The sequence below is a fragment of the Aliivibrio salmonicida LFI1238 genome (assembly GCF_000196495.1).
In the GTDB taxonomy this organism is placed as follows: Bacteria; Pseudomonadota; Gammaproteobacteria; order Enterobacterales; family Vibrionaceae; genus Aliivibrio; species Aliivibrio salmonicida.
Genome location: NC_011313.1, coordinates 1126721 through 1147430, shown reverse-complemented (window position 1 = coordinate 1147430; position 20710 = coordinate 1126721). Strand labels below are relative to the sequence as shown.

Sequence of the window (20710 nt, the reverse complement as noted above, 5' to 3'; positions counted from 1 at the left end):
GGCCATCTGTATTACTTAACCGATGAAACGTAAACTATGCCCAAAATATGGAGGCAAATGCCGTTAACACAACAATACAAACAAGGTTGAGATAAATACCCACACGCATCATTTCAGATTGTTTTATATGACCAGAGCCAAATACGATGGCATTGGGAGGAGTGGCAACGGGCAGCATAAAGGCACAAGACGCTGATATTGCAATCATCGCAGAAAGCACGACAGGTGAAATACCAAGGACTTCAGCGACGCCTGAAAACACGGGAATTAAGAGCGCAGCACTGGCCGTATTACTGGCAAATTCAGTTAAGAACACCACAAACGCGGCAACCGTTAAAATAGTAAAAAAGATACCCGCTTGAGATAAAATGTCACTTAAGCTATGAGCTAAGAAAGCACTGGTTCCTGTTGCTTTTAGGATGTTACTTAAACAAATACCACCTCCAAATAACAACAATACGCCCCAATCGGTTGTTTTCTCAATGTCTTTCCATTCTACAACGCGAGCAAAACCGACCAAGATTATCGCTAATAAAGCGACTAACGTATCGAACTTTGCAAAACCACCGAGCATGGCGTTGATTGGCTTACTAAATACCCAAAGGATAACGGTTAATGAGAAAATCATTAATGTCACTACTTTGCCTTTATCCCAAGCGATTGGCGCATGGTTTAGTTGGAACACTGTAAGCGTGCGGGGAACTACACCTTGTCTTTTACATTCCAAGGTAAAAGTGAATCGATATCTGGCGATCCAACACATAAACGATCTAGACAATACCTAATATAATCGTAAGGGATTAATCCGTTTGCCTTTGCTGTTTCTACAATGCTGTAAAGCATTGCACTTGAATCTGCACCAGCCGTTGAACCCGAAAATAACCAGTTTTTCCGGCCGATAACAAACGGTTTAACCGCTCGCTCTGCTCGATTGTTATCAATAGATAACAATCCATCATCAATATAACGAACTAATTTATCCCATTGATTTAATGTATAGCTAATCGCCTCACCTAATTTTGTTTTAGGTGATACTCGACTAACTGCGCTATCAAGCCAATCACGGAGCTCTTTAAGTAAATCGCGGGCTTCTGTCTGCCTAGCAACATACTTGGCTTCAGGGGAAGCCTCTTTTAATAACGATTCGATCCGGTATAGCTTTTGGATTTTACTCAATACCCAATCTGCACTCCCTGTTTTCCCTTTTACTTGAACACGTTGAGCCTCAATAAATCGTCGACGTGCGTGTGCCCAACAGCCAACTAAAATCGCTTCAGTTTGTTCATAACCTTGGTAACCATCGGTATGTAAATACCCGTTATAACCTTTTAAAAAGTTAACTGGATGGTAGCCATGCCTGCTAGATTGATAATCATAAAGTACAATTCCAGGCAAAACACCAGAGCCTGGAGAATCATAGCCAGAGCAGTAGACCCACATATAACATTTTGCTTTTTCAACATCCAACACATTTACCGTTGTTTCATCACAATGCAGAGTGGGTTGTTCAAGCAAAATACGATGTAACTCGTTATTAAGAGGGGTAAATAGTACCGAGCATTTTATTAACCAATCCGCCATCGTTCGCCGTCCAATAATGATACCCCATTGCTGAAATAACGTTTCTTGACGATAAAGTGGAAGACTGTATTGAAATTTAGCCGTAATAATTTGAGCAAGTAAACTTGCGGTCGCAATCCCTTTAGGGATTGGTGACGCTGGCATTGGGGCTTGTTTAATGTCTACTGAAGTATTGTTTTTTTCACAATTTCGGCAAGCATATTTAGGACGAACATGTTGAATAACTTCCACTTTAGCTGGTACAAATTCCAACTTTTCACTGATGTCTTTACCCATCGCATGCATCTCTAGACCGCAACACTTACAAGTTTTATCTTTTATGTCGTGGATAATAACAGTACGCGGTAAGTCTTCAGGTAAGCGTTGGCGTTTTGGCTTTTGACGAGTGTAGGTAATCGTTTGTGTGTCATCATTTTCAATGATGATTTCTTCTTCTGTTTCATTGAATAAATCAAATTGAGTCGAGTCAGATTCACTGCTTTTACCAAAGCGCTGATGTTGAGCCAGCCGAAATTGCTCTAGAAGACGGTTATATTTATTTTCAAGCTGAAGCACAAGTGCTTTCAGCTCGTCAATGGTATCAGGAAGTGGTTTTATTTTATCAGTCATGTAGATGACTATATAACGATAATACAGGTAATCAATCGGTTGCCTCCTATTCTTGACTGAGAATCAACTATTTAAAGGGTTGTTTGATAATGTACCGGTTGATGTCCTAAGATATCAAAACCTTGTAATAGCAGTGTCAGTTGCTGCTCTGATAATGCTAACGTATCGTTATTTATATTTCGTGGCCATTTGAAGCGGTCTTCATCTAATCGCTTGTACCATAAAGCGAATCCTGTTTTATCCCAATACAATATTTTGAGTTTATCACGAGGCTTATTGCAAAATATAAATAGAGCATCACTAAACGGTGATAGTTACATTTCTTGCTCAACAATCACGACAAGGCCATTAATGGCCTTGCGAAAATCGACAAAATCACGATGAAGATAAATGGTGGAAACATCAGTAAATACATTCATGATTGATACCCTTTTAATAAGAGTCCAAGGTAAGGAATTTGAATGTTGCTGAGTTAGCATTGGCCCGTCTAAAAAAGCCAATTTCACCATCGCTGTTTTTTTAAAAGGTATCGAAAATATAATTATCGGGGATTTTATAACTGTTTTAGCCCTATTTCATGAGTTTTAGATACACTTATCCTACAAACCTTATTATGCTGCCCTCAATTCTGACTGAACTATCGCATGGGTGACTAAATCATTGACCGAATTTCCGACTCGGAAATTCGTAAACACCAGACGACTTTCACATAAAATACATTCGTACGGATCTACTTTTACATATCCTTTTAACATTGCGGCATACCCTGGCATTTTCGGCTCAGCTTCTATTGTCATACCTAAAGCTGCATAAACTCTAGGCAGAGCTTCTCCACGACGACGCATTGATAAAAAACCGTAGTATCGGATCATCTTGAAATGTTTATCAGGATAGTGCTCTACTATCCGTCTTATCATCTCTTCTGGTGATAATGTTAGGCTGTCTGTTGTTCCTGTTCGATGGTCTAAATAATTAAACGTTATCATTCCGCCTTTGGCGTAATGACTTAAACGTGACGCTGAAATCGGGGGCCGTTTTAAATACCGACCAAGATAGTTCATCGTCGGTTTTACATTATTTGTCTTTTTAGCAAAATGAAGCTTCCAACGACGATTATATTGACTGCTTAAAAAGCGTGACCAATCCGTTTTATTACGGATATAGGGGCATTCTTCGCTTGATAAATCAAGCTCATAATAAGCCTTACCCAATAAACTGACGATAGCCGCTCTCCAACAAGGCTCTGTCGTTTTCATTTGGAAGTAAATGGGTTTCCATAAACCGGTACGTTCACAAATTCCCCCACGAGTGACCGATAAATGTAAGTGCGTATTCCAATTCAGTTTTCGACCGTAAGTATGAAGAGCACAAAAGATACCGACATCTATTCCTTTATCTTTTGCCCATCCCAGCAGAATGTTTGCAGCACATTTGAATAATTTATTTAACAGCCAACGGTTATGACGAAAGATAGGCCATAGCGTGTTTGGAAGGGTAAAGGTGATGTGTTGATATTCGCATTCAGGGAAGACATGTTGTTGCTTTTGTATCCATCGCTCTGTGGCTTTCATGCCACAGCTACTGCACGCTCGAGATTTACAGGTTTGGTGAATATATTTGATATGGGTACAGTCAGGGTTGCAACAATGATATTCGCGAGAGCCAAAAGCCGCTGTCCCACAGGACAGCATCTTTGTGACATTTTCAATCACGACCGCTCTTAGGTTAGCTTTGTTATTATGAAGAAATTTAAGCCAGTTATTTTGACTATTAAATAATTGTTTCAGGGGTTTATATGCGTGCATGGCGATAGGATAAACGATTTATTGGCAACAATGGAAGAGGTTGAGTCCTTTTGATTTGCGCCGTAGGCGCCTATTGTTCAGTTGCTTAATCGTTCAACGCGATCGTTTTCATTAACGCCTGCGGGAGAGGATATTTTAGATCAGGCACATAAACTTCTGAATACGCTAGGGGATGTGAAATCAATTGCTGATTCATATCATACCGATCTCAAAGGTCGCATCCGTATAACGGCTCCGTTACATATTGGTCAACAATACCTCCATCCTGTTATTAGTCAGTTTATGAAAGTGTATCCAGACGTTGAAATTGACCTTTTAATGGATGATAAGCGGACGGATATTATATCTGATCACTTTGATGTTGCTTTTCGATTAGGGCGTTTAGATGATTCAAATTTAATTGCGAAGAAACTTGCTGATATTCGTCCTGTTATCCTTGCTTCGGAGGACTTTATTAAGCAGTACGGAGAGCCGAAAAAACCTGAAGAGTTGGAGTGCTTACCTTCTGTCATTTACAGTAATGGTTCTTTGACTGTCGATACGATGAAACTGAGTGATAGCCCAGACTCCACTCAGTTTAAAAGTTATAAAATGAAAGGAAATTATAAAGTTAGTGATGTACGAACGCTGTTAGCAGCGGTGAAAGATGGTTTAGGCTATGCGATGGTATATTCTTCAAATCTTGAACGTTCAATAATTGAAATGAAGTTAAAGCCATTACTTACTCATTATTTACTTTGCGATCAAGGTGCAGCGTTGTATGCATTGTATCCACATAGAAAACAAACGGCGTTAGTGAGGGAGTTTATTACTGCTGTTGAAAAGCATATTGGCGATTCTCCGTGCTGGGAGAAGCACGTTCCTGAGTTTGATACGATGTACCAAAAGAAAAAATAGCTGATCTCAGCTGTGAAATAAGAAATAAAGCCCATGCCCATGAATTAAGTCAACAATTTGAAGCGGTCGCACTGGGTTATGCAAAAGTGGATGTGGTTTATTTAGGACAAAAGTTAATGGTAAAAACATTATAATAATCAGTTTAATAGCGTGGGTTTGACGAGTAAGATAAAAGCGTTATTTTGTAGTAGACTCTTTTTCTTTATGGTTATATGAATATAAAACGCAACATTTTTATGTGAATTTAATCTAATAACGTTGTTGCACAATAGTGTGATGTAGGTCTAATATAAAGGCGTACAAGGTGATGGGGTGCCACCTACTTAACCGCCAATTTGGCTGATGACTCCTACAGTAAAGAGAACAGGTGTATCTGTTTGAACGGTCTTAATAAACCGAACTCAACAATGACCTGATCAATTATAATTGGCGAGACAATGCCATGTTGCGTAGATAATTGTGCCTTGCATAATGTTTTCCGATGTAATTGATTAGCAAGTAGTTAAGTTCGAGTTGATCGCTCTTGGTCTGTAGGTTATCAATGCCCTCCTACACCTGTTTTCCTAATCATTGGGAAAATATTATGCAATACGCATCAGAAATTCAAACCATGTGCCCTATTCAAAGAGGCGATCTCCACCCATCAGCTCCTATCCCTGTTGAAGGTCGAATGATAAATCCAAAAGAAGTCATCGCGATTTCAGGATTAAGTCATGGTGTTGGTGCGTGTGCTCCTCAACAAGGTGCAGCAAAACTTACCCTTAACGTAAAAGACGGCATCGTCGAAGAAGTACTGATTGAGACGATCGGTTGTTCTGGTATGACGCATTCTGCTGCGATGGCTGCCGAAATTCTTACCGGAAAAACCATTTTAGAGGCAATGAATACCGATTTAGTGTGTGATGCAATTAACGTTGCGATGCGTGAAATCTTCCTTCAATTTGCTTACGGTCGTACTCAATCTGCATTCTCAGAAGGCGGCTTAGAGATCGGTGCTGCTTTAGAAGATTTAGGTAAAAACAAACGAAGCCAAGTAGGCACAAGCTATTCAACGAGCGCAAAAGGTGTTCGTTACATGGAGCTTGCTGAAGGGTATGTGACACGTTTAGGCCTTGATGAAAATAGCGAAGTGATTGGTTATGAATATTTGAATCTTGGAAAAATGATGGCTGATATTGGTAAGGGTGTATCTGCAGATGATGCATTAAAAGCGGCATCAGGTACTTATGGACGCTTCGCTGAAGCGGTAAAAACTGTCGACCCACGTCAAGAATAATTGAGGCCATCATTATGAATACGAATATCCAAACCCTACTTGAAGAAATGAATTTCTCTACATTAGATGATGCGTATAACTATTGTCTTGAAATGAATATTGATCCTAAAAAATTAGTCATTGATACCCAACCAATTGCTTTTGATAATGCATGCGATGCTTACACGTTGGGCTCGGCATTGGCGTTATATCGTAAGGCCGGCAGTGCAGCGACGGCAGCGAATATTATTGGTGAAGGTCTACAAGCATTTTGTAAAAAAGGCAGCGTGGCAGCGCAACGTCAAGTTGGCCTTGGTCACGGTGCTCTAGCGGCTCGTTTATTATCTGATGAGACTCAATGTTTTGCTTTTTTGGCAGGTCATGAATCTTTTGCTGCTGCTGAAGGCGCGATAAAAATCGCACTTAATGCAAACAAATCACGTAATACACCATTAAGGGTTGTGTTGAATGGTTTAGGTAAAGATGCAGCGTACCTTATCTCTCGTATCAATGGTTTTACTTACGTAAGAACGCAATTTAATTATCAAACCGGTGAGTTAGTTGAAATAAGCAGAAAACGTTTTTCACAAACACAACGCGGTGACATCCTTTGCTATGGTGCTGATGATGTGCGAGAAGGCACGGCAATTATGCATGCGGCAGGAGTTGATGTCAGTATTACGGGTAACTCAACCAATCCTACTCGTTTTCAACATCCTGTTGCTGGTATCTACAAACAAGAACGTTTAGCACAAGGTAAACCGTATTTCTCAGTGGCATCTGGTGGCGGTACGGGTCGTACATTACATCCAGATAACGTAGCCGCGGGTCCTGCCTCTTATGGTATGACAGATACGATGGGCAGAATGCATGCGGATGCACAATTTGCAGGGAGTTCATCTGTTCCTGCACACGTTGCAATGATGGGCTTTATTGGTATGGGGAACAACCCAATGGTTGGTGCATCAGTTGCGCTTGCGGTTGAAGTTGACCAACGTTTAAATCGATAAATAAAAAAGGTTGGAGATAGCTTCTATTTCTAACCTAATGATTCTTTGTGAAGGTATCGAGGGGGGTATTCTTCGCAGAGGATTATTAAATTTTTTAATGGTTTGTAATCCTACCTGATTATCTATAAATAACGACTATTCAGACACTTCCAATAAATAATCTTCTACTTGCTCTGATAACCAATCAATAATGACGCCACGAGGCATGGTTGCTTTTGTCATTTCAGCAAAAGATTGCCAATTCATCGCACGGTTATGTTTAAGCACTTTCAATGTCCCATCTCGTAAATGTTCATTGATTAAAAGCGAAGGAACTGAAGACCAACCTGTTTTATCTAATACTGCATCTCGTAAGTGTTCATAAAAAGTAAGTGCAATATACTTACTTGATTTTGGTTCAACGACCATTAGTCCATCTTCATCAATATAATTTACTATGATTTCGGTATTGCTTTCAAGATCGGTTAAGTTCACTTTTCTGAGTTGACTTAAAGGATGATCTTTATGGGCGACAGACATCATTCGTATTTGGCCTAATTCATTTTGCTGTACATGCAATAATTCATTATTTATAGGCAGTAAACCATAAGCAACATCAACAATGTTTTGCTCAACCATTTCTTCTAATTCAGGAGAAGGGGCGACATAAATTGAAATACTGGTGCTTGGGAATTTACGACTCATTTTACCTAATATTTGACGCCAAACCACTTCAGGTAATGCATCATCACGAACGACACGAATTGTAGAGGCGACCCCGTTATTGTATTGAAAGCACTTGTTTTCAATATCATTGCTGATCAGTGACATTCGTTGAAAATCATGAACAAGGGATTCGCCTATTTCTGTTGGAGTAATGCGGTTTCCTGTGCGAGTTAATAAGACGGTATTAAGCTCATCTTCTAATGCATTTAACGCGGCACTGACTGTAGTTCTGCTTTTTTGAAGTTTGCGGGCTGCTTCTGCAATTGACCCCATTTCAACAGTATATAAAAACATTTCAATTTGACTGGTTTTCATGATCTAAACTCTATAATGGCAGTGGTGATAAATATTAAAAGCATTAAGCGACGAATAACCTGACGCTGACTGATTATCCTATCACCAATTTTGGTTATATTATGAGTTACGTATATAAAAAAGACGAAAAATAAGTCGATGGAGTAAAATATGTCATATTTAATTAGAAAAGAGAGGCAGCTGTTACTTGTCTCAACATTTTCAGCACTACTGTTTGCCATTATAGGCATCGCATTAGGTACGTTGATTCATTCGTTAGTGATTATTTTTGATGGGGTGTATTCATTAGTAAGTTTAGGTCTAACATTAATCTCGTTAGCGGCCGTACTTTATATCAGACAAGAAGATATATCGAAAAATATTAAGCGCGTTAAGGTAATTGAGTCTTCAGTTATTTTACTTAAAGGGATCGCAATTACCTTAATGTGTGTACTGTCATTTATTGCTGCAATTCAAGCAATTATGCAAGGCGGTAGAGAAGTAAATACAGGCATAGCCCTCGCGTTTGGTGCCTTTAGTATGGTGGGTTGTTACACCAGCTATTGGGTAATGAAAACACAAGGTCGTGAAGTTAAGTCTGCTTTAGTTGATGCAGAAGCAAAACAATGGTTAATGGATACCGTAATCAGTGCCGCTGTATTTGTGGGCTTTATGGCTGCGAAAATATTATTGCTGACGTCATACGCTGAATACGCAAAATTAGCGGATCCAACAATGGTGGTTATTGCATCCGTTTATTTCATTATTGTACCAGTAAAAATGATATTGAATTCAACGAAGCAATTACACAAATTAAGTCGAAACTGCACGATAGCAAAGTGCTTACACGTCTAAGTTCGTTCGTCTTTAGGCGTGTCCATCACCACTAATGTTCCAATCGCGTTGACCTGAGAGATTTCTCCAAGCACATTTGAATGAAAGTGCTTATAAGACTGTAAACTCTCAGTCTCAACGCGAAGTAAATATTCATTGGAACCCGTAATATTGTGGCATTCAACCACTTCTTTAGAATCCATGATTTGGGCTTCAAATTCTTTTTGTGATTTCTTACTGTGATTCGATAGCCCAATCGTTACATAAGCAATAAATCCTATCCCACATTTATTTGGGTTTAATACCGCTCGATAACCTTGAATCGTATTGCTACGCTCTAATTCTTGCACTCTTCGTAGTGTCGCTGATGGCGATAATCCAATTCGCTCAGACAGCTCAACATTGGTCAATCGACCATTCAATTTCAACTCTTGCAATATTCTTTCGTCAAATCTATCCATAGCGACTAAACCTTGTGCAATTACTTTATTTTAAGCAAATATAGACAGAAAATTTACCTAGTCTCGCATTAAGATACAAGAAGAATTTAATCTTGATAAGATCGTCATTATGGAATACTCGCATCTACTTGCTTTAATCGCTTTTGCCTTTGTTGGCGCTTTCACCCCTGGCCCGAATAACATCATGCTAATGACCTCTGGTGCGAATGTTGGTTTTGTTCGTACTATTCCACATATGCTCGGTGTTATTTTGGGTTTTGCTTTTATGCTGGTGTTGGTTGGGTTGGGATTACTTCAGTTTTTTCAAACGTATCCACAATTAGAGAAAGTATTGCAGGTTGTTAGTGCAATTTATTTACTTTATCTCGCGTACAAAATAGCAACAAGCGAACCGGTTAATAGTATTAATGGGGACTACAAACCAATGTCGTTTTTAAGTGCGGCCAGCTTTCAATGGGTAAACCCAAAAGGGTGGTCGATGGCATTGTCGGTAATGAGTGTTTATGCTTCTAGCTCAGATATATTCAGTGTTTTTTTAATCGCATTTGTGTTCATTTGTATTAACGTTCCAACCGTTAGTTTTTGGACTGCGGCGGGAAAACAATTGCAGAAACGATTAACTAAACCAAGCCACCTTAAAGTCTTTAATTACAGCATGGCTGGTCTATTAGTAGGGTCAATGGTGATTGGTTTTTAATCATTTACGGTTTTGTTTTATAGTTTATTTGTGGGGTCCCCTTGTTAATACAATGTAATTTACGAGGATGTGTTATCTTTAAATATATCACGTTCTCGTAAATACACGATTAATAAGGTCATCCCTATGTATCGAAACATCTTTCTGCTCGTTATCACCCTTTTTACTTCCCTTTCATTACAAGCTGAAGAGCAACGATATTCTGAAAAAGAGTATGTTGATAGACCTTTAATGGAACGCTATATTCTTGATGAATTAAAAGCATTAAGAATGGATCAGCAAGATTTAGAACGAAGAATGACGATACAAATTACGGATCGTGAATTATCGGTTGCAGATAAGTCATTAAATTACTCAAATGTTACAGTGACTTATTTCTTTTACGTGATTGCCGCAATGGCGTCGTTGGTTGCTCTTATTGGGTGGCAGTCATTAAAAGAAATGAAGCAGAATACGAAAGAGATGGCGGATAAACAACTGACTAAAATAGCCCAAGATTATGAGAAAAAATTTGGTGCTTTAGAGTTGGATTTAAAGCGGAAAACCCGAATTATTTCAGATAATAATCGTGAAATTGAAATCATTAATGAAATACATAATCTGTGGTTGAGAGCTCAAAGTGTTCAAACAGCAGAGCAAAAAATGGACGTATATGATGAGATTTTAAAAATACGTCCAGGTGATTTAGAAGCATTGACTTATAAAGCGGATGCGGCGATGGAGATGCGGGAATTCCATTGGGCATTAAGCTTATGTAATCGAGTTTTAGAAGTTGATGATCAAAATGCGCACGCATTGTATCAGCGTGCATGTGGTTATTCTCAATTAGGTGCGGACGTACAAGCCATCGATGATTTACAGCGCTCTATTAGAGCCAGTGCGTCCATGCGTGACTTAGTTGGAGAAGAACCTGATTTTGACCCGCTTAGAGGTTTAGAGCGTTTTGAAGCGTTATTAGAAGAAGAAGAAAAATAATTAGTCACCAAGGTGCTCTGTAATAAAGTCTAAAAAGCAGCGCACCTTTCCTGACATGTTCTTTCTGCTTGGGTACACCATATACACATCAATTCTTAATTTAGGATAGTCCCCAAATAATTCGATTAATTTCCCTGTTTCTAGTTCATCCGTTAAGTGGAAGCGAGGGATTCGAGTGATCCCTTGCCCTGCTAAGCATAAAGACAATTCCATAAATGAATTATTAGTGATTACCTGACAGTGCAGTGGTACGGGTAATTCTTGATGATCTTTATCAATAAAATCCCACACGCTGCCCTGTTTTACATACGTATATCCAATGGTTTTATGTTGGGATAGTTCACTTGGATTTTGAGGGTAACCGTATTTCCTTAAATAATCAGGAGAAGCAATAACAACGCCTTCTGAGCTTAAAAATCGACGACTTATTAAGCTCGAATCTTCGAGTTGATGAGAGGCTCGAATGGCCATATCAAACCCTTCCGCTACAATATCAATTTTTCTATCATTCAGGTCTAATTCTAAAGTGATGTCTGGATATTGGTCTGAAAATAGCCCTAAGATAGGACGTAACCTAGAGAGTGCAAACCCAACAGGGCAACTCACTCTTAGCCGTCCTTTGGGTTTATCTTGTTGTCCTGAAATGGCATTTTCAGCGAATTGTGCATCTTAAATCAGTTGTTGGCATTGTTGAAAATACAACTCTCCTTCAGGTGTTAATCGCAATGTGCGTGTTGTGCGGTGAAGTAACCTTACGCCTAAACGTGCCTCTAATTTTCCTATTTCTTTGCTGATATAAGACGTTGAGTGCCCACTGATGTGTGCTGCCTTAGTAAAACTGCCGCTGTTAACGACTTCTGTAAAAATCACCATGCCATCAAATAAGGCTGAATTAAACGTCACTTCTGTTATCCCCACCAAGTATTGCAAGTCATATGGAAATAATCATTGCACATTTAGGCTATTAATCAATATCTGTAATTAAACTATAGTTAGTTCATAGGATAACGGCTCACAAAAAAGGAAATAAGAATGAAGCAAATAACACGAATAAATCATATTGGTCTTCGAGTTAGTCATTTTGAAACCTCTCGTGACTTTTATGCCAAATTAGGATTTGAATACGTTACAGGCCCAAGTGGACCAGAGCCTGTTGCGATTGTAGAGCATCCGTCGGGTATCAATATTAATTTTATTCTTAATGCCAATCAGAATAAAAAAGAGAATGTGTTGATGGATGTGGAATTGAAACACACAGGATATACCCATGTCGCCATTGAAGTCGATGACATGGAGAAAACGTTAGTCGAACTTGAAAAGCTTGATATATCGTTAAGTGGGAATGCAATGAAGCACCCAACTGGCGTATCTTGCTTTATCCGAGACCCAGATAATAATGTGATTGAGTTTATAGAATATGTTGGCCTCAACGCATTTCAGTAATAATGATAAGGAATAACCATGAAAGTATTAGCACTAGCAGCAAGTAATAGCTCAACCTCAATCAATAAGCAATTAGCAATTAGCCGTATACGCAGCGGGGCTTGTACCAAATGCTGAAGTAGAAGTTCTGGATCTGAATGATTTTGAAATGCCAATTTTCAGTGAAGATAAAGAAAAAGAATTAGGCCAACCAGAACTTGCTCAGCGCTTCTTTCAAAAATTAGGCGACGCAGACGTGATTGTTATTTCATACGCTGAACATAATGGTTCTTACTCAGCGGCGTTTAAAAACGTGTTTGATTGGACATCTCGTATTGATATGAAAGTATATCAAGGTAAGCCAGTTATTATGCTTGCTACTTCTCCTGGTCCTGGTGGTGCGAGTTCTGTATTAGCTGCAGCAACTGGTTCTGCTCCTTACTTTGCAGCAGAAGTGAAAGGTTCACTGTCTATTCCTAGTTTTTACGATAATTTTGACATGGAAAAAGGCGTGTTAAAAAATGAAGCGTTGGCTGAGAAATTAAAAGCAATTATTGCTGAGCTATAAATAGTGATAAAGCGATTCTAACTAATTATTAGTATGTGAAAGGGCGTATTTATTTTATATAGATACGCCCTTTTTATTGTTTTAAAAATGAATAGTAGCGATGCTAATTAACATTTCTCATTAGAACACAGAAAAGCTGAATTAAATTATATTAACGATATCAAACACACATCGAAACATAACGGAGTAAAGTGTCACTCAGTAAATTTATTTTTAAGTCACAAATTCTCAACAAGTGAACGTAATGTCATCATTTATCACTATTATTGATAAGAGTTATGCACGAGAATAGAGAGGCTTAGATTATTATATGGTCATGATTTATATAGGACGTTTTTTATGATTAAGAAATATGTAGCTTTGTTGCTATTGATGGTGAGCTTTATTGCACCAACGTACGCACAAAGCATTGATGAAATGAAAGTAACACAGCAAAACTTACAAGAACGCTTAGTACAATTATCTGCGGCTGATCCTGCTGATAAGCTCTTTTTTGAAGATGTACTTCGTCGAAAGAATGAAGAAATTAGAAACAATATTTCTGAAAAAATTCAAGATGAAACGAAAGCCCCTGCACTTGTTGAAACCGTGCGCTTAGAAATGAAATTAGTAAATCAACTATTGGCATACAGTCAGAAAGAGTTGATTCGTATTACTAAAGCATCAAGAAAAGCGAGCGGTGACGAGAAGGCTGACCTAGAATTTGCGGCTCAAAAGCGCTTAGGTATGATGGACCAATATTACGTTGAAGCTTTTGAAACGTTAGCTTGGGGTGAGTCGTTAAATATTGATTTTACAAATGAAGAACAAAACATTTTAAAAGATCTAGAAACTAGAGCTGACCTATTATTTAATGTTATTCATTATCTTGATTCACAACGAAATGATATTGCTCAACGTCTTAAATTTGCTTCTCCTGAGCAGAAAGTAACGCTAAAGCAAAATGCGGTGAACATGGCTGAGCGAATTTCATTGATGGTTGCAAGCTTAGAAGCAACGACGGCATTAATGGAAGAAAATAACGTTGATATTACAAAATATAAACAGCTTATCTTCTCAATTACTGGCGATATTAATAGTGATGTATTAGACGTCAGCGTTGCTTATGGATTAACTGAAGAGTGGGCTAACGGGTTTAAGGATTGGGCGATTGAGAATGCGCCATCGTTGGTTTTAAAAACGCTAATCTTTATTATTATTTTATGGGTAACTCGAGTTATTTCTCGTTTAGCTAGAAAAGCGATAAAGAAAAGCGTGTCTCATTCTAAAATGAAATTCAGTCATTTGATGCAAGATTTCTTTGTTTCAATGGGCACGAAGCTAGTAACGTTAATTGGTATTCTGATTGCGCTATCGCAAGTTGGTATCAATTTAGGACCACTATTAACAGGCTTTGGTGTTGCTGGTGTGGTTATTGGTTTTGCACTTAAAGATACATTATCTAACTTTGCATCAGGCATGATGATCTTAATTTATCGTCCATTTGATGTGAATGATTTAGTTGAGATTGCAGGTATTACGGGTAAAGTAAGCCACATGAACCTAGTGTCGACTACTGTTAAAACAATTGATAATCAACAGCTTGTTTTTCCGAACAATAAGATTTGGGGCGATGTTATTAAGAATGTAACGGCTGAGACTGTACGACGTGTCGACATGGTTTTTGGTATTGGTTATCAAGATGATATTGAGAAAGCGAAAGCCATCTTTAATGATATCTTAGCGAGTCATCCTGCCGTATTGAAATCACCAGAACATATGGTGAAATTGCATACTCTTAATGAATCATCAGTCGACTTTATTGTTCGCCCATGGGTGAAAACTGACGATTATTGGGATGTGTATTGGGAAGTGACCGAAACCGTTAAGAAACGCTTTGATGCTGAAGGCGTGAGCATTCCGTTCCCACAACGTGATGTGCATGTTTATAAGCATGATGCTTAATATCTGGGTATAAAATACAATAAATAAAAAAGGAGTGATTCTGAATCACTCCTTTTTTTGTCTTTATTTTAAGCGACTATTTATCTGAATCGATAGTAATATTAGATGGCTTTTTAAATTTCTTTATGATGAGAGAGGCAACAAAAAACACGACACCGACAATAAGAGCTGAACGTAAGATAGTGAATCCATCATGCTCTAATTGTTGTACATGAGGGCCTACAGAGGCAAATAAGCGTAAACTGAAGAAGGCCAACATGATAAATGGGATGATTTTGTTCATTCGTTTATGCTCCGTTAATGTAGGGTGTCGTTATGTAGTGTTAACAATCATAACGAAAGGTAAGCTAAATTGAATTGCCTTTATTGGTAATGTAAGTTTACTTTTTTATCAGACCTTGATGTGTTCAAAAGACTGGGTGATTTGTGGGGGATGACAAGATTGAATGTCTCCGCTAAAGAAAGGTAAGATCTACGTATTATGTTTGGCGACCTTCTGCCTTAATTTTCAGGTAAATGAAAATTATTTTAAAATAAATGAAGAAAAATCTTTACAATATTCGGCAGTAGGGTATTATCCATCTAGCTCTGTTGCTCAGAGTTGTTAATGAACATCAAGTAAAAGTAAGCCTTAGTATTTCTTCGTAATGTTGTTATTCTCAGTGTTTCCCTTAGCTTTGTAGTCACATTTAATAATTCAAGCTCTAAGCGCATCGCATTATGCGATTTTTTATGAATTTAAATATATAAGGGACATCACATGTCTAAAACAACTGGTATCGTTAAATGGTTTAACGAAGAGAAAGGTTTCGGTTTTATCACTCAAGATAACGGCGGCGCTGACGTATTCGTACATTTCCGTGCTATCGCTTCAGAGGGTTTCAAAACTCTTGCTGAAGGCCAAAAAGTTTCTTTTGAAGTTGAGCAAGGCCAAAAAGGCCCACAAGCTGCGAACGTTGTAGCTGCTTAATTTCAAATAAGTTGCGCAGATGGTATTTATACCATTTGCGCTACTTTTAAATGCTTTATTAACACTCGATTTAGTTCTACTCTGTAAGATATAAACATTTCAAACATCTGCTCCTGTTTTGTACTTGTCCTAACCTCTCTTATTTACTTCTACTATTTTAGTTTTAATCCAATCATTTTCTGTAACATCAATCTATGACATCATTTAAATTAATTTTTTAGCCTCATTCTATTTAAAAAATGCAGGTCAAAAATTAAGCATATTTCTTATTTATAAATCCAAAGGTACTAAATGAACGTAAGTTTTACTATTTTCAAAAATAATGTTTCATGGGACGCTCCAATTCACCAACTAAACAGTGATGTTTTATTGCGTAATGTCTTAATCAAAGGCAATTTGAATACGTTTGATATTCAATTTTCATATTGTGAAGAGACGGGTGAAGGAAGTATTACCAATAGCGATAATCACTCTATTGGCAACTTTTCAATTTCTTACTAATTAATCACGTTTTTAGATTTAACTGAACTTTTATTGACTCCCCCAAAATAGCACTGGCCAATTCTTTTTCTCTGAATAGCTTTTTAGTGGTTCACAAGGATTTACCAAGTACGTATGGTCCACGTACAAACACAATGGTAAATCGTTGATAGAATCGGTATAAAAGTGAATATCAGAATAGGTATTTTTTTCTCCACCTAGCCATTCCGTTAGTCGCGTTACTTTCCCTTCTCTATAGCTTGCTGTACCTAATATATGGCGAGTGTAATAACCATTTTTTTCTTTTAAATCAATACCAATAGCATGTTCAATGCCAATTTTTTTAGCGACCGCTTTAACTAAAAATGTGACGGATGCAGAGATGAGCACAATATCTATGTTATCGTTTTTTAATTCTTGAATTAGTGTTTTTGCTTCGGGAAACAATAAAGGCAAAATTCGCTCTTCGACACATTCTTCCGTAAGTTCTGTGATTTTTTCTTTTGCCACTGCTTTCAATGGGTACATTGAGAAGGCAAGATAATCTTCCATGTCCATCAAACCCCGCGAATACAGTGTCATTAAACGTTTATCTTCCGTTAAAAAGCTAGGATCCGTGACCATTCCTTTATCCACTAAGAACTCATTCCAAATCATGGCACAATCACCGTTGATCAACGTGTCATCCATATCAAATACGTACAATGGTTGCATCATATTAAGCTCTCACTGGTTGAATTTCGTTAAGATTAAAGAGTAAGTCTAATGTACTTCCTGCGGCTAACAGCCTTTCTGAAGAACGATTCAATAAATCGACGGTAAGATCGCAATTATTTACATCGACTTGGTAGCGAATAACATTACCAAGTAATTGGTGGCTCTTAATAATGCCTTGTTTTGGGGCTGAAATATGCTCGGCATAGTGCCGACCTTCTTCTTTTACATAAATCGATTCTGGACGAATGGCGACTTTCCACTCTGTTTCAATATCAAAGAGTTGTTTTGCTTTTGGTGCGTCAACTAAATTATAGTGCCCCATGAAACCAGCCACAAACTCATTTGCAGGTTGGGTATATATTTCTTCTGGTGATCCTTGTTGAACGATTTCGCCTTGGTTCATTAAAAAGATGCGATCGGACATTATCATCGCTTCCTCTTGATCGTGAGTGACAAAGATCGTCGTTAAGTTCAGCTCTTTTTGAATATCACGGATTTGTTGGCGAAGGCGTTTTCTGATCTTTGCATCTAATGCCGATAATGGCTCATCCAGTAATAATATTCTAGGTTTTACAACTAACGCACGAGCCAATGCTACTCGTTGACGTTGTCCGCCAGAAAGTTGATGTGGATAGTGATCTTCTTTGCCATTCAAATCAACCAATTCAATGACTTTATTTACCTCTTTTTCGACCGTATTTGCATCGATTTTTTTCATTTTCAAACCAAATGCGATGTTTTCTTTTACGGTCATATTAGGAAATAAGGCATAAGATTGAAACACCATCCCAATGCCACGTTGTTGTGGTGTTTGATTTGTGATGTTTTCGCCATTTACCCAAATTTCGCCGTTATTGATGGGATCTAAGCCCGTCAAGCTACGAAGTAGTGTTGATTTACCACAACCACTTGGGCCTAATAACGTGATGAATTCCCCTTTTTCGATATTGAAACTCACATCTTCAAATACGGTATTATCACCAAAACGTTTCGTTAATTTATTTACGCTTACATAGCTCATGATTTGATCCCTTGGCTAAAACGACTTGCTAGCCAAGTCAGTAAAAAGATGAATAAGAAATAGGTCATTACTAATGCAGACGTAAAGTGTCCGCTCGTTTGTCGCATGTTATAGAGGTAGATTTGCAGAGTTTCATAACGCGTGCCGACTAAGATGTTGGCAAACACAAATTCACCCAGTAAAAATGAAAAGGATAAGAAGAGTGATGCCATTAATCCTTTCCTTAAATTCGGAAGAATGATCAAGAGAAACGCTTTGGTTGTACTTGCTCCTAGTAAATGAGCTGCATCCATTAGATCGTGTAAATTGATGGCTTCAAAACTATTTGCGACAGCGCGGTACATAAATGGTAATGCAATAGTGAAATAGGTTCCGATGAGTATCCAGGGTGTTCCAACTAAAGGGATACTACTGTCAGCATAGATTTGCAATAACCCAACGGATGACACGACAGGTGGAACCGCAAAGGGTAATAGAATGAGAATGTTCATCACTTTATCGAGTTTTGGGAAGTAATAAAATACGACAAAAATAGCGGGAATAATCAGTACAACACTCAACGTTAATGAGGCGAGACCAATAAATAATGAACGCCCAAATGCAGCGATGAAACGCTCGTCTGTTAATAGTTGTCCATACCAGTTCAAAGTGAATCCATCTGGAAGGATTTTCGCCCCCCAGCGTGAAGACATCGAGTACACAAACGTCGCAATAATTGGGATCATCATGATACCGACAATAGAATAAACGACTGATTTGTGAAAGGTGGCGTTAACGTTTTGCATGATAACTCCTAGCAATAAGCCACTGATTAATTAGGGTAATGAAGGCCAGTATTGCCATTAATATGACAGAAATAGCGGCGGCTAAATTTGGCTCTAAGAATAAATCTCCAGAAACAAGACTCGCAATACGAACGGTAATGACGTTGTAGTTACCATTGGTGAGAGCATACACACTGGCGTAAGCACCAATGGCATTAGCGATTAAAATGATGAAGGTGCCAAGTAACGCGGGTGATAACACAGGTAAGGCGATTTTTATCCAGTATTGCCATGTTTTTGCACCAAGTAGCGCTGAAGCGGCCTGCCAATCATCGCTTAATGCATCAAACGCGGGATAAAGTAATAAAACACCCAAAGGGATTTGGAAGTAAATATAAAGCGTGAGTAAGCCCCATTGGCCATATAAATTAAAATCATCAATGAGGCCATATTGCTTGAGTAGCAAAGTGAATGCGCCATTAACGCCTAGAATAATAATGAAGGCAAAAGAGAGTGGTACGCCTGAGAAGTTACTGCTCATATTGGTAAAGGCAATAACGCCATCACGAATTTTGCTGTCAATTCTTCGTAATGATGAAACCAATAAAGTAGCAATTGCGAGCCCAATAAAACTTGACCAAATAGCCAGCCATAAACTGTTACTAAACCCTTGTAGCATAAAGCTTGAATCGAATATTTCTTGATAGTTTTCAAAAGAGTATTCATCTTCATAAATAAAACTATTGATGAACACCCAAATCATCGGAGCTAATTGAAATAAATAGAAAAATAATGCCAATGGAGCGAGCCAAATCGCAGGTTTTATTTTATGTAACCACAATGGTAATCGCTTACTTGGGCTATTTTTAGAATGAGTGACTACAGAACTACTCATAATGTTAATGATCCCTGAGGGTAGGGTTTATCATGGTCGAGTGCCAATAACTGGCATACCATGCCACAAAGTTCGGTTTGTTTAATTACCGCTTCTTGGTGAGTAAATGAATCACCTATGACAAACAAAGGAACCTCTCGTTCTTCTGGTAAGATCCCACCGTGTGATAAGTCGTTATTCATGCCGTGATCACTGGTAATGAGGATCTGATAACCATCGCGAACCCAATCATCAATATAATTAGACAGAATGATATCGGCCATGCGTGCGCTGTTTCTGTATTGGCGAGAATCTAAGCCAAATTTATGTCCAATATCATCAATGTTCATTGGGTGAATTAATAAGAAATTGGGTTGGTGAGTATGACGAAGGTGCTCTGCATCTAGAAATAATGCTTCATCTGGATAGTGATCCCAATGATAAAAACAACCATGTTGAATATTCAGATTTTCATCATCAGTAAAGCGATCACGTACTGCATGATAAGGGGCGATATTATAAAGTTCGCTGACCCAATGATAAGCGGCAGCCGCTGTTTTTAGCCCTTGTTTTCTGGCTAAGCTGAATACCGATTCATGATGAGATAAACGCACTATATTGTTGTTTACAATGCCACTTTCGACTGGAGACACACCGGTGAGTAGGCACTCATAGAGTGGGCGAGACATCGACGGCAATTCAGATTGAATTTTATATAGCGTTGTTCTTTGGTGCTCAATTAACCCATTTAAGTAGCCCATACAATCGCGGGCTACTTGGTAATTAAGTCCATCAAGAACAACAAGGATAACCTTATTGTTCATAGC

19 protein-coding genes, 5 pseudogenes and 1 riboswitch are annotated in these 20710 nt (G+C 38.3%); of the genes and pseudogenes, 11 read left to right on the top strand and 13 right to left on the bottom strand.

Translation table 11 applies throughout. The annotated features are described in order from the left end of the window. Window positions 1-34 precede the first annotated feature (34 nt). The 4 genes and pseudogenes from VSAL_RS21450 to VSAL_RS21435 all read right to left on the bottom strand — a co-directional run. A pseudogene (locus tag VSAL_RS21450) lies at window positions 35-682 on the bottom strand (SLC13 family permease); the annotation flags it as partial. Between the two features lie 20 nt (window positions 683-702). Beyond that, on the bottom strand, window positions 703-2190 hold the full coding sequence (locus VSAL_RS21445) for an IS66-like element ISVsa2 family transposase (RefSeq protein ID WP_012549008.1): 1488 nt from the start codon (window positions 2188-2190) through the stop codon (window positions 703-705). 71 nt (window positions 2191-2261) lie between these two features. After that, a pseudogene (tnpB, locus tag VSAL_RS23480) lies at window positions 2262-2489 on the bottom strand (IS66 family insertion sequence element accessory protein TnpB); the annotation flags it as partial. Between the two features lie 312 nt (window positions 2490-2801). Continuing rightward, window positions 2802-3995 carry an IS91-like element ISVsa9 family transposase gene (locus VSAL_RS21435; protein WP_012548955.1) on the bottom strand — a complete coding sequence of 398 codons (1194 nt, stop codon included), beginning with the start codon at window positions 3993-3995 and terminating at the stop codon, window positions 2802-2804. A 75-nt stretch (window positions 3996-4070) separates the two neighbouring features. Here VSAL_RS21435 and VSAL_RS21430 point away from each other — a divergent pair. From VSAL_RS21430 to VSAL_RS21420, 3 genes and pseudogenes are all read left to right on the top strand, one after another. Further along, window positions 4071-4892, top strand: a pseudogene (locus tag VSAL_RS21430) (LysR substrate-binding domain-containing protein); the annotation flags it as partial. Window positions 4893-5186: 294 nt separating this feature from the next. Then, window positions 5187-5251, top strand: a riboswitch (Fluoride riboswitch). 224 nt (window positions 5252-5475) lie between these two features. Then, window positions 5476-6168 carry an iron-sulfur cluster assembly scaffold protein gene (locus tag VSAL_RS21425; RefSeq protein WP_012552273.1) on the top strand — a complete coding sequence of 231 codons (693 nt, stop codon included), beginning with the start codon at window positions 5476-5478 and terminating at the stop codon, window positions 6166-6168. Between the two features lie 14 nt (window positions 6169-6182). Then, window positions 6183-7157, top strand: a complete 975-nt coding sequence (locus VSAL_RS21420) for a GGGtGRT protein (protein WP_012552272.1) — start codon at window positions 6183-6185, stop codon at window positions 7155-7157. A 135-nt stretch (window positions 7158-7292) separates the two neighbouring features. Here the strand turns inward: VSAL_RS21420 and VSAL_RS21415 are convergent, their stop codons facing one another. Further along, a complete protein-coding gene (locus VSAL_RS21415) occupies window positions 7293-8177 on the bottom strand; it encodes a LysR family transcriptional regulator (protein WP_012552271.1) in 885 nt (294 codons plus the stop codon). Window positions 8178-8327: 150 nt separating this feature from the next. Between VSAL_RS21415 and VSAL_RS21410 the strand changes: the two genes are divergently transcribed. Beyond that, window positions 8328-9011, top strand: a complete 684-nt coding sequence (locus tag VSAL_RS21410; protein ID WP_012552270.1) for a cation transporter — start codon at window positions 8328-8330, stop codon at window positions 9009-9011. Here the strand turns inward: VSAL_RS21410 and VSAL_RS21405 are convergent. Continuing rightward, window positions 9008-9451, bottom strand: a complete 444-nt coding sequence (locus tag VSAL_RS21405) for an Lrp/AsnC family transcriptional regulator (RefSeq protein WP_012552269.1) — start codon at window positions 9449-9451, stop codon at window positions 9008-9010. The genes VSAL_RS21410 and VSAL_RS21405 overlap by 4 nt on opposite strands. A gap of 109 nt (window positions 9452-9560) precedes the next feature. On the opposite strand from VSAL_RS21405, the gene VSAL_RS21400 reads away from it, so the two are divergent. Continuing rightward, window positions 9561-10148 carry a LysE family translocator gene (locus tag VSAL_RS21400; RefSeq protein ID WP_012552268.1) on the top strand — a complete coding sequence of 196 codons (588 nt, stop codon included), beginning with the start codon at window positions 9561-9563 and terminating at the stop codon, window positions 10146-10148. A 126-nt stretch (window positions 10149-10274) separates the two neighbouring features. Beyond that, window positions 10275-11123, top strand: coding sequence for a TPR end-of-group domain-containing protein (locus tag VSAL_RS21395; RefSeq protein WP_012552267.1), 849 nt, complete (start codon window positions 10275-10277; stop codon window positions 11121-11123). On the opposite strand, the pseudogene VSAL_RS21390 reads toward VSAL_RS21395, so the two are convergent. Next, window positions 11124-12026 (bottom strand): annotated as a pseudogene (locus tag VSAL_RS21390) (LysR family transcriptional regulator). Window positions 12027-12155: 129 nt separating this feature from the next. Between VSAL_RS21390 and VSAL_RS21385 the strand changes: the two are divergent. The 3 genes and pseudogenes from VSAL_RS21385 to VSAL_RS21375 all read left to right on the top strand — a co-directional run bounded on the left by VSAL_RS21385 (window position 12156) and on the right by VSAL_RS21375 (window position 15057). Next, window positions 12156-12566, top strand: a complete 411-nt coding sequence (locus VSAL_RS21385; RefSeq protein ID WP_012552266.1) for a VOC family protein — start codon at window positions 12156-12158, stop codon at window positions 12564-12566. 18 nt (window positions 12567-12584) lie between these two features. Continuing rightward, a pseudogene (locus VSAL_RS21380) lies at window positions 12585-13113 on the top strand (NADPH-dependent FMN reductase). A gap of 339 nt (window positions 13114-13452) precedes the next feature. After that, on the top strand, window positions 13453-15057 hold the full coding sequence (locus tag VSAL_RS21375) for a mechanosensitive ion channel family protein (RefSeq protein WP_012552264.1): 1605 nt from the start codon (window positions 13453-13455) through the stop codon (window positions 15055-15057). Window positions 15058-15133: 76 nt separating this feature from the next. On the opposite strand, the gene VSAL_RS21370 is transcribed toward VSAL_RS21375, so the two are convergent. Next, window positions 15134-15340, bottom strand: coding sequence for a hypothetical protein (locus VSAL_RS21370; protein ID WP_012552263.1), 207 nt, complete (start codon window positions 15338-15340; stop codon window positions 15134-15136). A 477-nt stretch (window positions 15341-15817) separates the two neighbouring features. On the opposite strand from VSAL_RS21370, the gene cspE reads away from it, so the two are divergent. Together cspE and VSAL_RS21360 are read left to right on the top strand one after the other, a co-directional pair. Beyond that, the gene (cspE, locus tag VSAL_RS21365; RefSeq protein WP_012552262.1) at window positions 15818-16027 is read left to right on the top strand and encodes a transcription antiterminator/RNA stability regulator CspE; all 210 of its coding nucleotides are present in this window, start codon (window positions 15818-15820) and stop codon (window positions 16025-16027) included. 291 nt (window positions 16028-16318) lie between these two features. Next, complete coding sequence (locus tag VSAL_RS21360; protein WP_012552261.1) at window positions 16319-16528, top strand: hypothetical protein; 210 nt, start codon at window positions 16319-16321, stop codon at window positions 16526-16528. 30 nt (window positions 16529-16558) lie between these two features. On the opposite strand, the gene VSAL_RS21355 is transcribed toward VSAL_RS21360, so the two are convergent. From VSAL_RS21355 to VSAL_RS21335, 5 genes are read right to left on the bottom strand one after another with little or no spacing between them, the layout of a single operon-like run. Beyond that, window positions 16559-17224: an HAD family hydrolase gene (locus VSAL_RS21355; protein ID WP_012552260.1), complete on the bottom strand. Its 666-nt coding sequence runs from the start codon at window positions 17222-17224 to the stop codon at window positions 16559-16561. A gap of 1 nt (window position 17225) precedes the next feature. Beyond that, window positions 17226-18245 carry an ABC transporter ATP-binding protein gene (locus tag VSAL_RS21350; RefSeq protein WP_012552259.1) on the bottom strand — a complete coding sequence of 340 codons (1020 nt, stop codon included), beginning with the start codon at window positions 18243-18245 and terminating at the stop codon, window positions 17226-17228. After that, window positions 18242-19030 (bottom strand): ABC transporter permease, encoded by a 789-nt coding sequence (locus VSAL_RS21345; RefSeq protein WP_012552258.1) that lies wholly within the window; start codon window positions 19028-19030, stop codon window positions 18242-18244. Before VSAL_RS21345 ends, VSAL_RS21350 begins: the two co-directional genes overlap by 4 nt. Then, window positions 19017-19904 (bottom strand): ABC transporter permease, encoded by an 888-nt coding sequence (locus VSAL_RS21340; protein ID WP_012552257.1) that lies wholly within the window; start codon window positions 19902-19904, stop codon window positions 19017-19019. Before VSAL_RS21340 ends, VSAL_RS21345 begins: the two co-directional genes overlap by 14 nt. After that, entirely contained in the window at window positions 19901-20707 is an 807-nt protein-coding gene (locus VSAL_RS21335; protein ID WP_012552256.1) for an alkaline phosphatase family protein, read from the bottom strand. The genes VSAL_RS21340 and VSAL_RS21335 overlap by 4 nt, the downstream gene beginning before the upstream one ends. Window positions 20708-20710: the final 3 nt, after the last annotated feature.

What these genes read in the sequence shown, in the direction of transcription:
- VSAL_RS21445 (WP_012549008.1), bottom strand. Translation starts at nt 2,190, where the DNA reads ATGACTGATAAAATAAAACCACTTCCTGATACCATTGACGAGCTGAAA.
- VSAL_RS21435 (WP_012548955.1), bottom strand. Translation starts at nt 3,995, where the DNA reads ATGCACGCATATAAACCCCTGAAACAATTATTTAATAGTCAAAATAAC.
- VSAL_RS21425 (WP_012552273.1), top strand. Translation starts at nt 5,476, where the DNA reads ATGCAATACGCATCAGAAATTCAAACCATGTGCCCTATTCAAAGAGGC.
- VSAL_RS21420 (WP_012552272.1), top strand. Translation starts at nt 6,183, where the DNA reads ATGAATACGAATATCCAAACCCTACTTGAAGAAATGAATTTCTCTACA.
- VSAL_RS21415 (WP_012552271.1), bottom strand. Translation starts at nt 8,177, where the DNA reads ATGAAAACCAGTCAAATTGAAATGTTTTTATATACTGTTGAAATGGGG.
- VSAL_RS21410 (WP_012552270.1), top strand. Translation starts at nt 8,328, where the DNA reads ATGTCATATTTAATTAGAAAAGAGAGGCAGCTGTTACTTGTCTCAACA.
- VSAL_RS21405 (WP_012552269.1), bottom strand. Translation starts at nt 9,451, where the DNA reads ATGGATAGATTTGACGAAAGAATATTGCAAGAGTTGAAATTGAATGGT.
- VSAL_RS21400 (WP_012552268.1), top strand. Translation starts at nt 9,561, where the DNA reads ATGGAATACTCGCATCTACTTGCTTTAATCGCTTTTGCCTTTGTTGGC.
- VSAL_RS21395 (WP_012552267.1), top strand. Translation starts at nt 10,275, where the DNA reads ATGTATCGAAACATCTTTCTGCTCGTTATCACCCTTTTTACTTCCCTT.
- VSAL_RS21385 (WP_012552266.1), top strand. Translation starts at nt 12,156, where the DNA reads ATGAAGCAAATAACACGAATAAATCATATTGGTCTTCGAGTTAGTCAT.
- VSAL_RS21375 (WP_012552264.1), top strand. Translation starts at nt 13,453, where the DNA reads ATGATTAAGAAATATGTAGCTTTGTTGCTATTGATGGTGAGCTTTATT.
- VSAL_RS21370 (WP_012552263.1), bottom strand. Translation starts at nt 15,340, where the DNA reads ATGAACAAAATCATCCCATTTATCATGTTGGCCTTCTTCAGTTTACGC.
- cspE (WP_012552262.1), top strand. Translation starts at nt 15,818, where the DNA reads ATGTCTAAAACAACTGGTATCGTTAAATGGTTTAACGAAGAGAAAGGT.
- VSAL_RS21360 (WP_012552261.1), top strand. Translation starts at nt 16,319, where the DNA reads ATGAACGTAAGTTTTACTATTTTCAAAAATAATGTTTCATGGGACGCT.
- VSAL_RS21355 (WP_012552260.1), bottom strand. Translation starts at nt 17,224, where the DNA reads ATGATGCAACCATTGTACGTATTTGATATGGATGACACGTTGATCAAC.
- VSAL_RS21350 (WP_012552259.1), bottom strand. Translation starts at nt 18,245, where the DNA reads ATGAGCTATGTAAGCGTAAATAAATTAACGAAACGTTTTGGTGATAAT.
- VSAL_RS21345 (WP_012552258.1), bottom strand. Translation starts at nt 19,030, where the DNA reads ATGCAAAACGTTAACGCCACCTTTCACAAATCAGTCGTTTATTCTATT.
- VSAL_RS21340 (WP_012552257.1), bottom strand. Translation starts at nt 19,904, where the DNA reads ATGAGTAGTTCTGTAGTCACTCATTCTAAAAATAGCCCAAGTAAGCGA.
- VSAL_RS21335 (WP_012552256.1), bottom strand. Translation starts at nt 20,707, where the DNA reads ATGAACAATAAGGTTATCCTTGTTGTTCTTGATGGACTTAATTACCAA.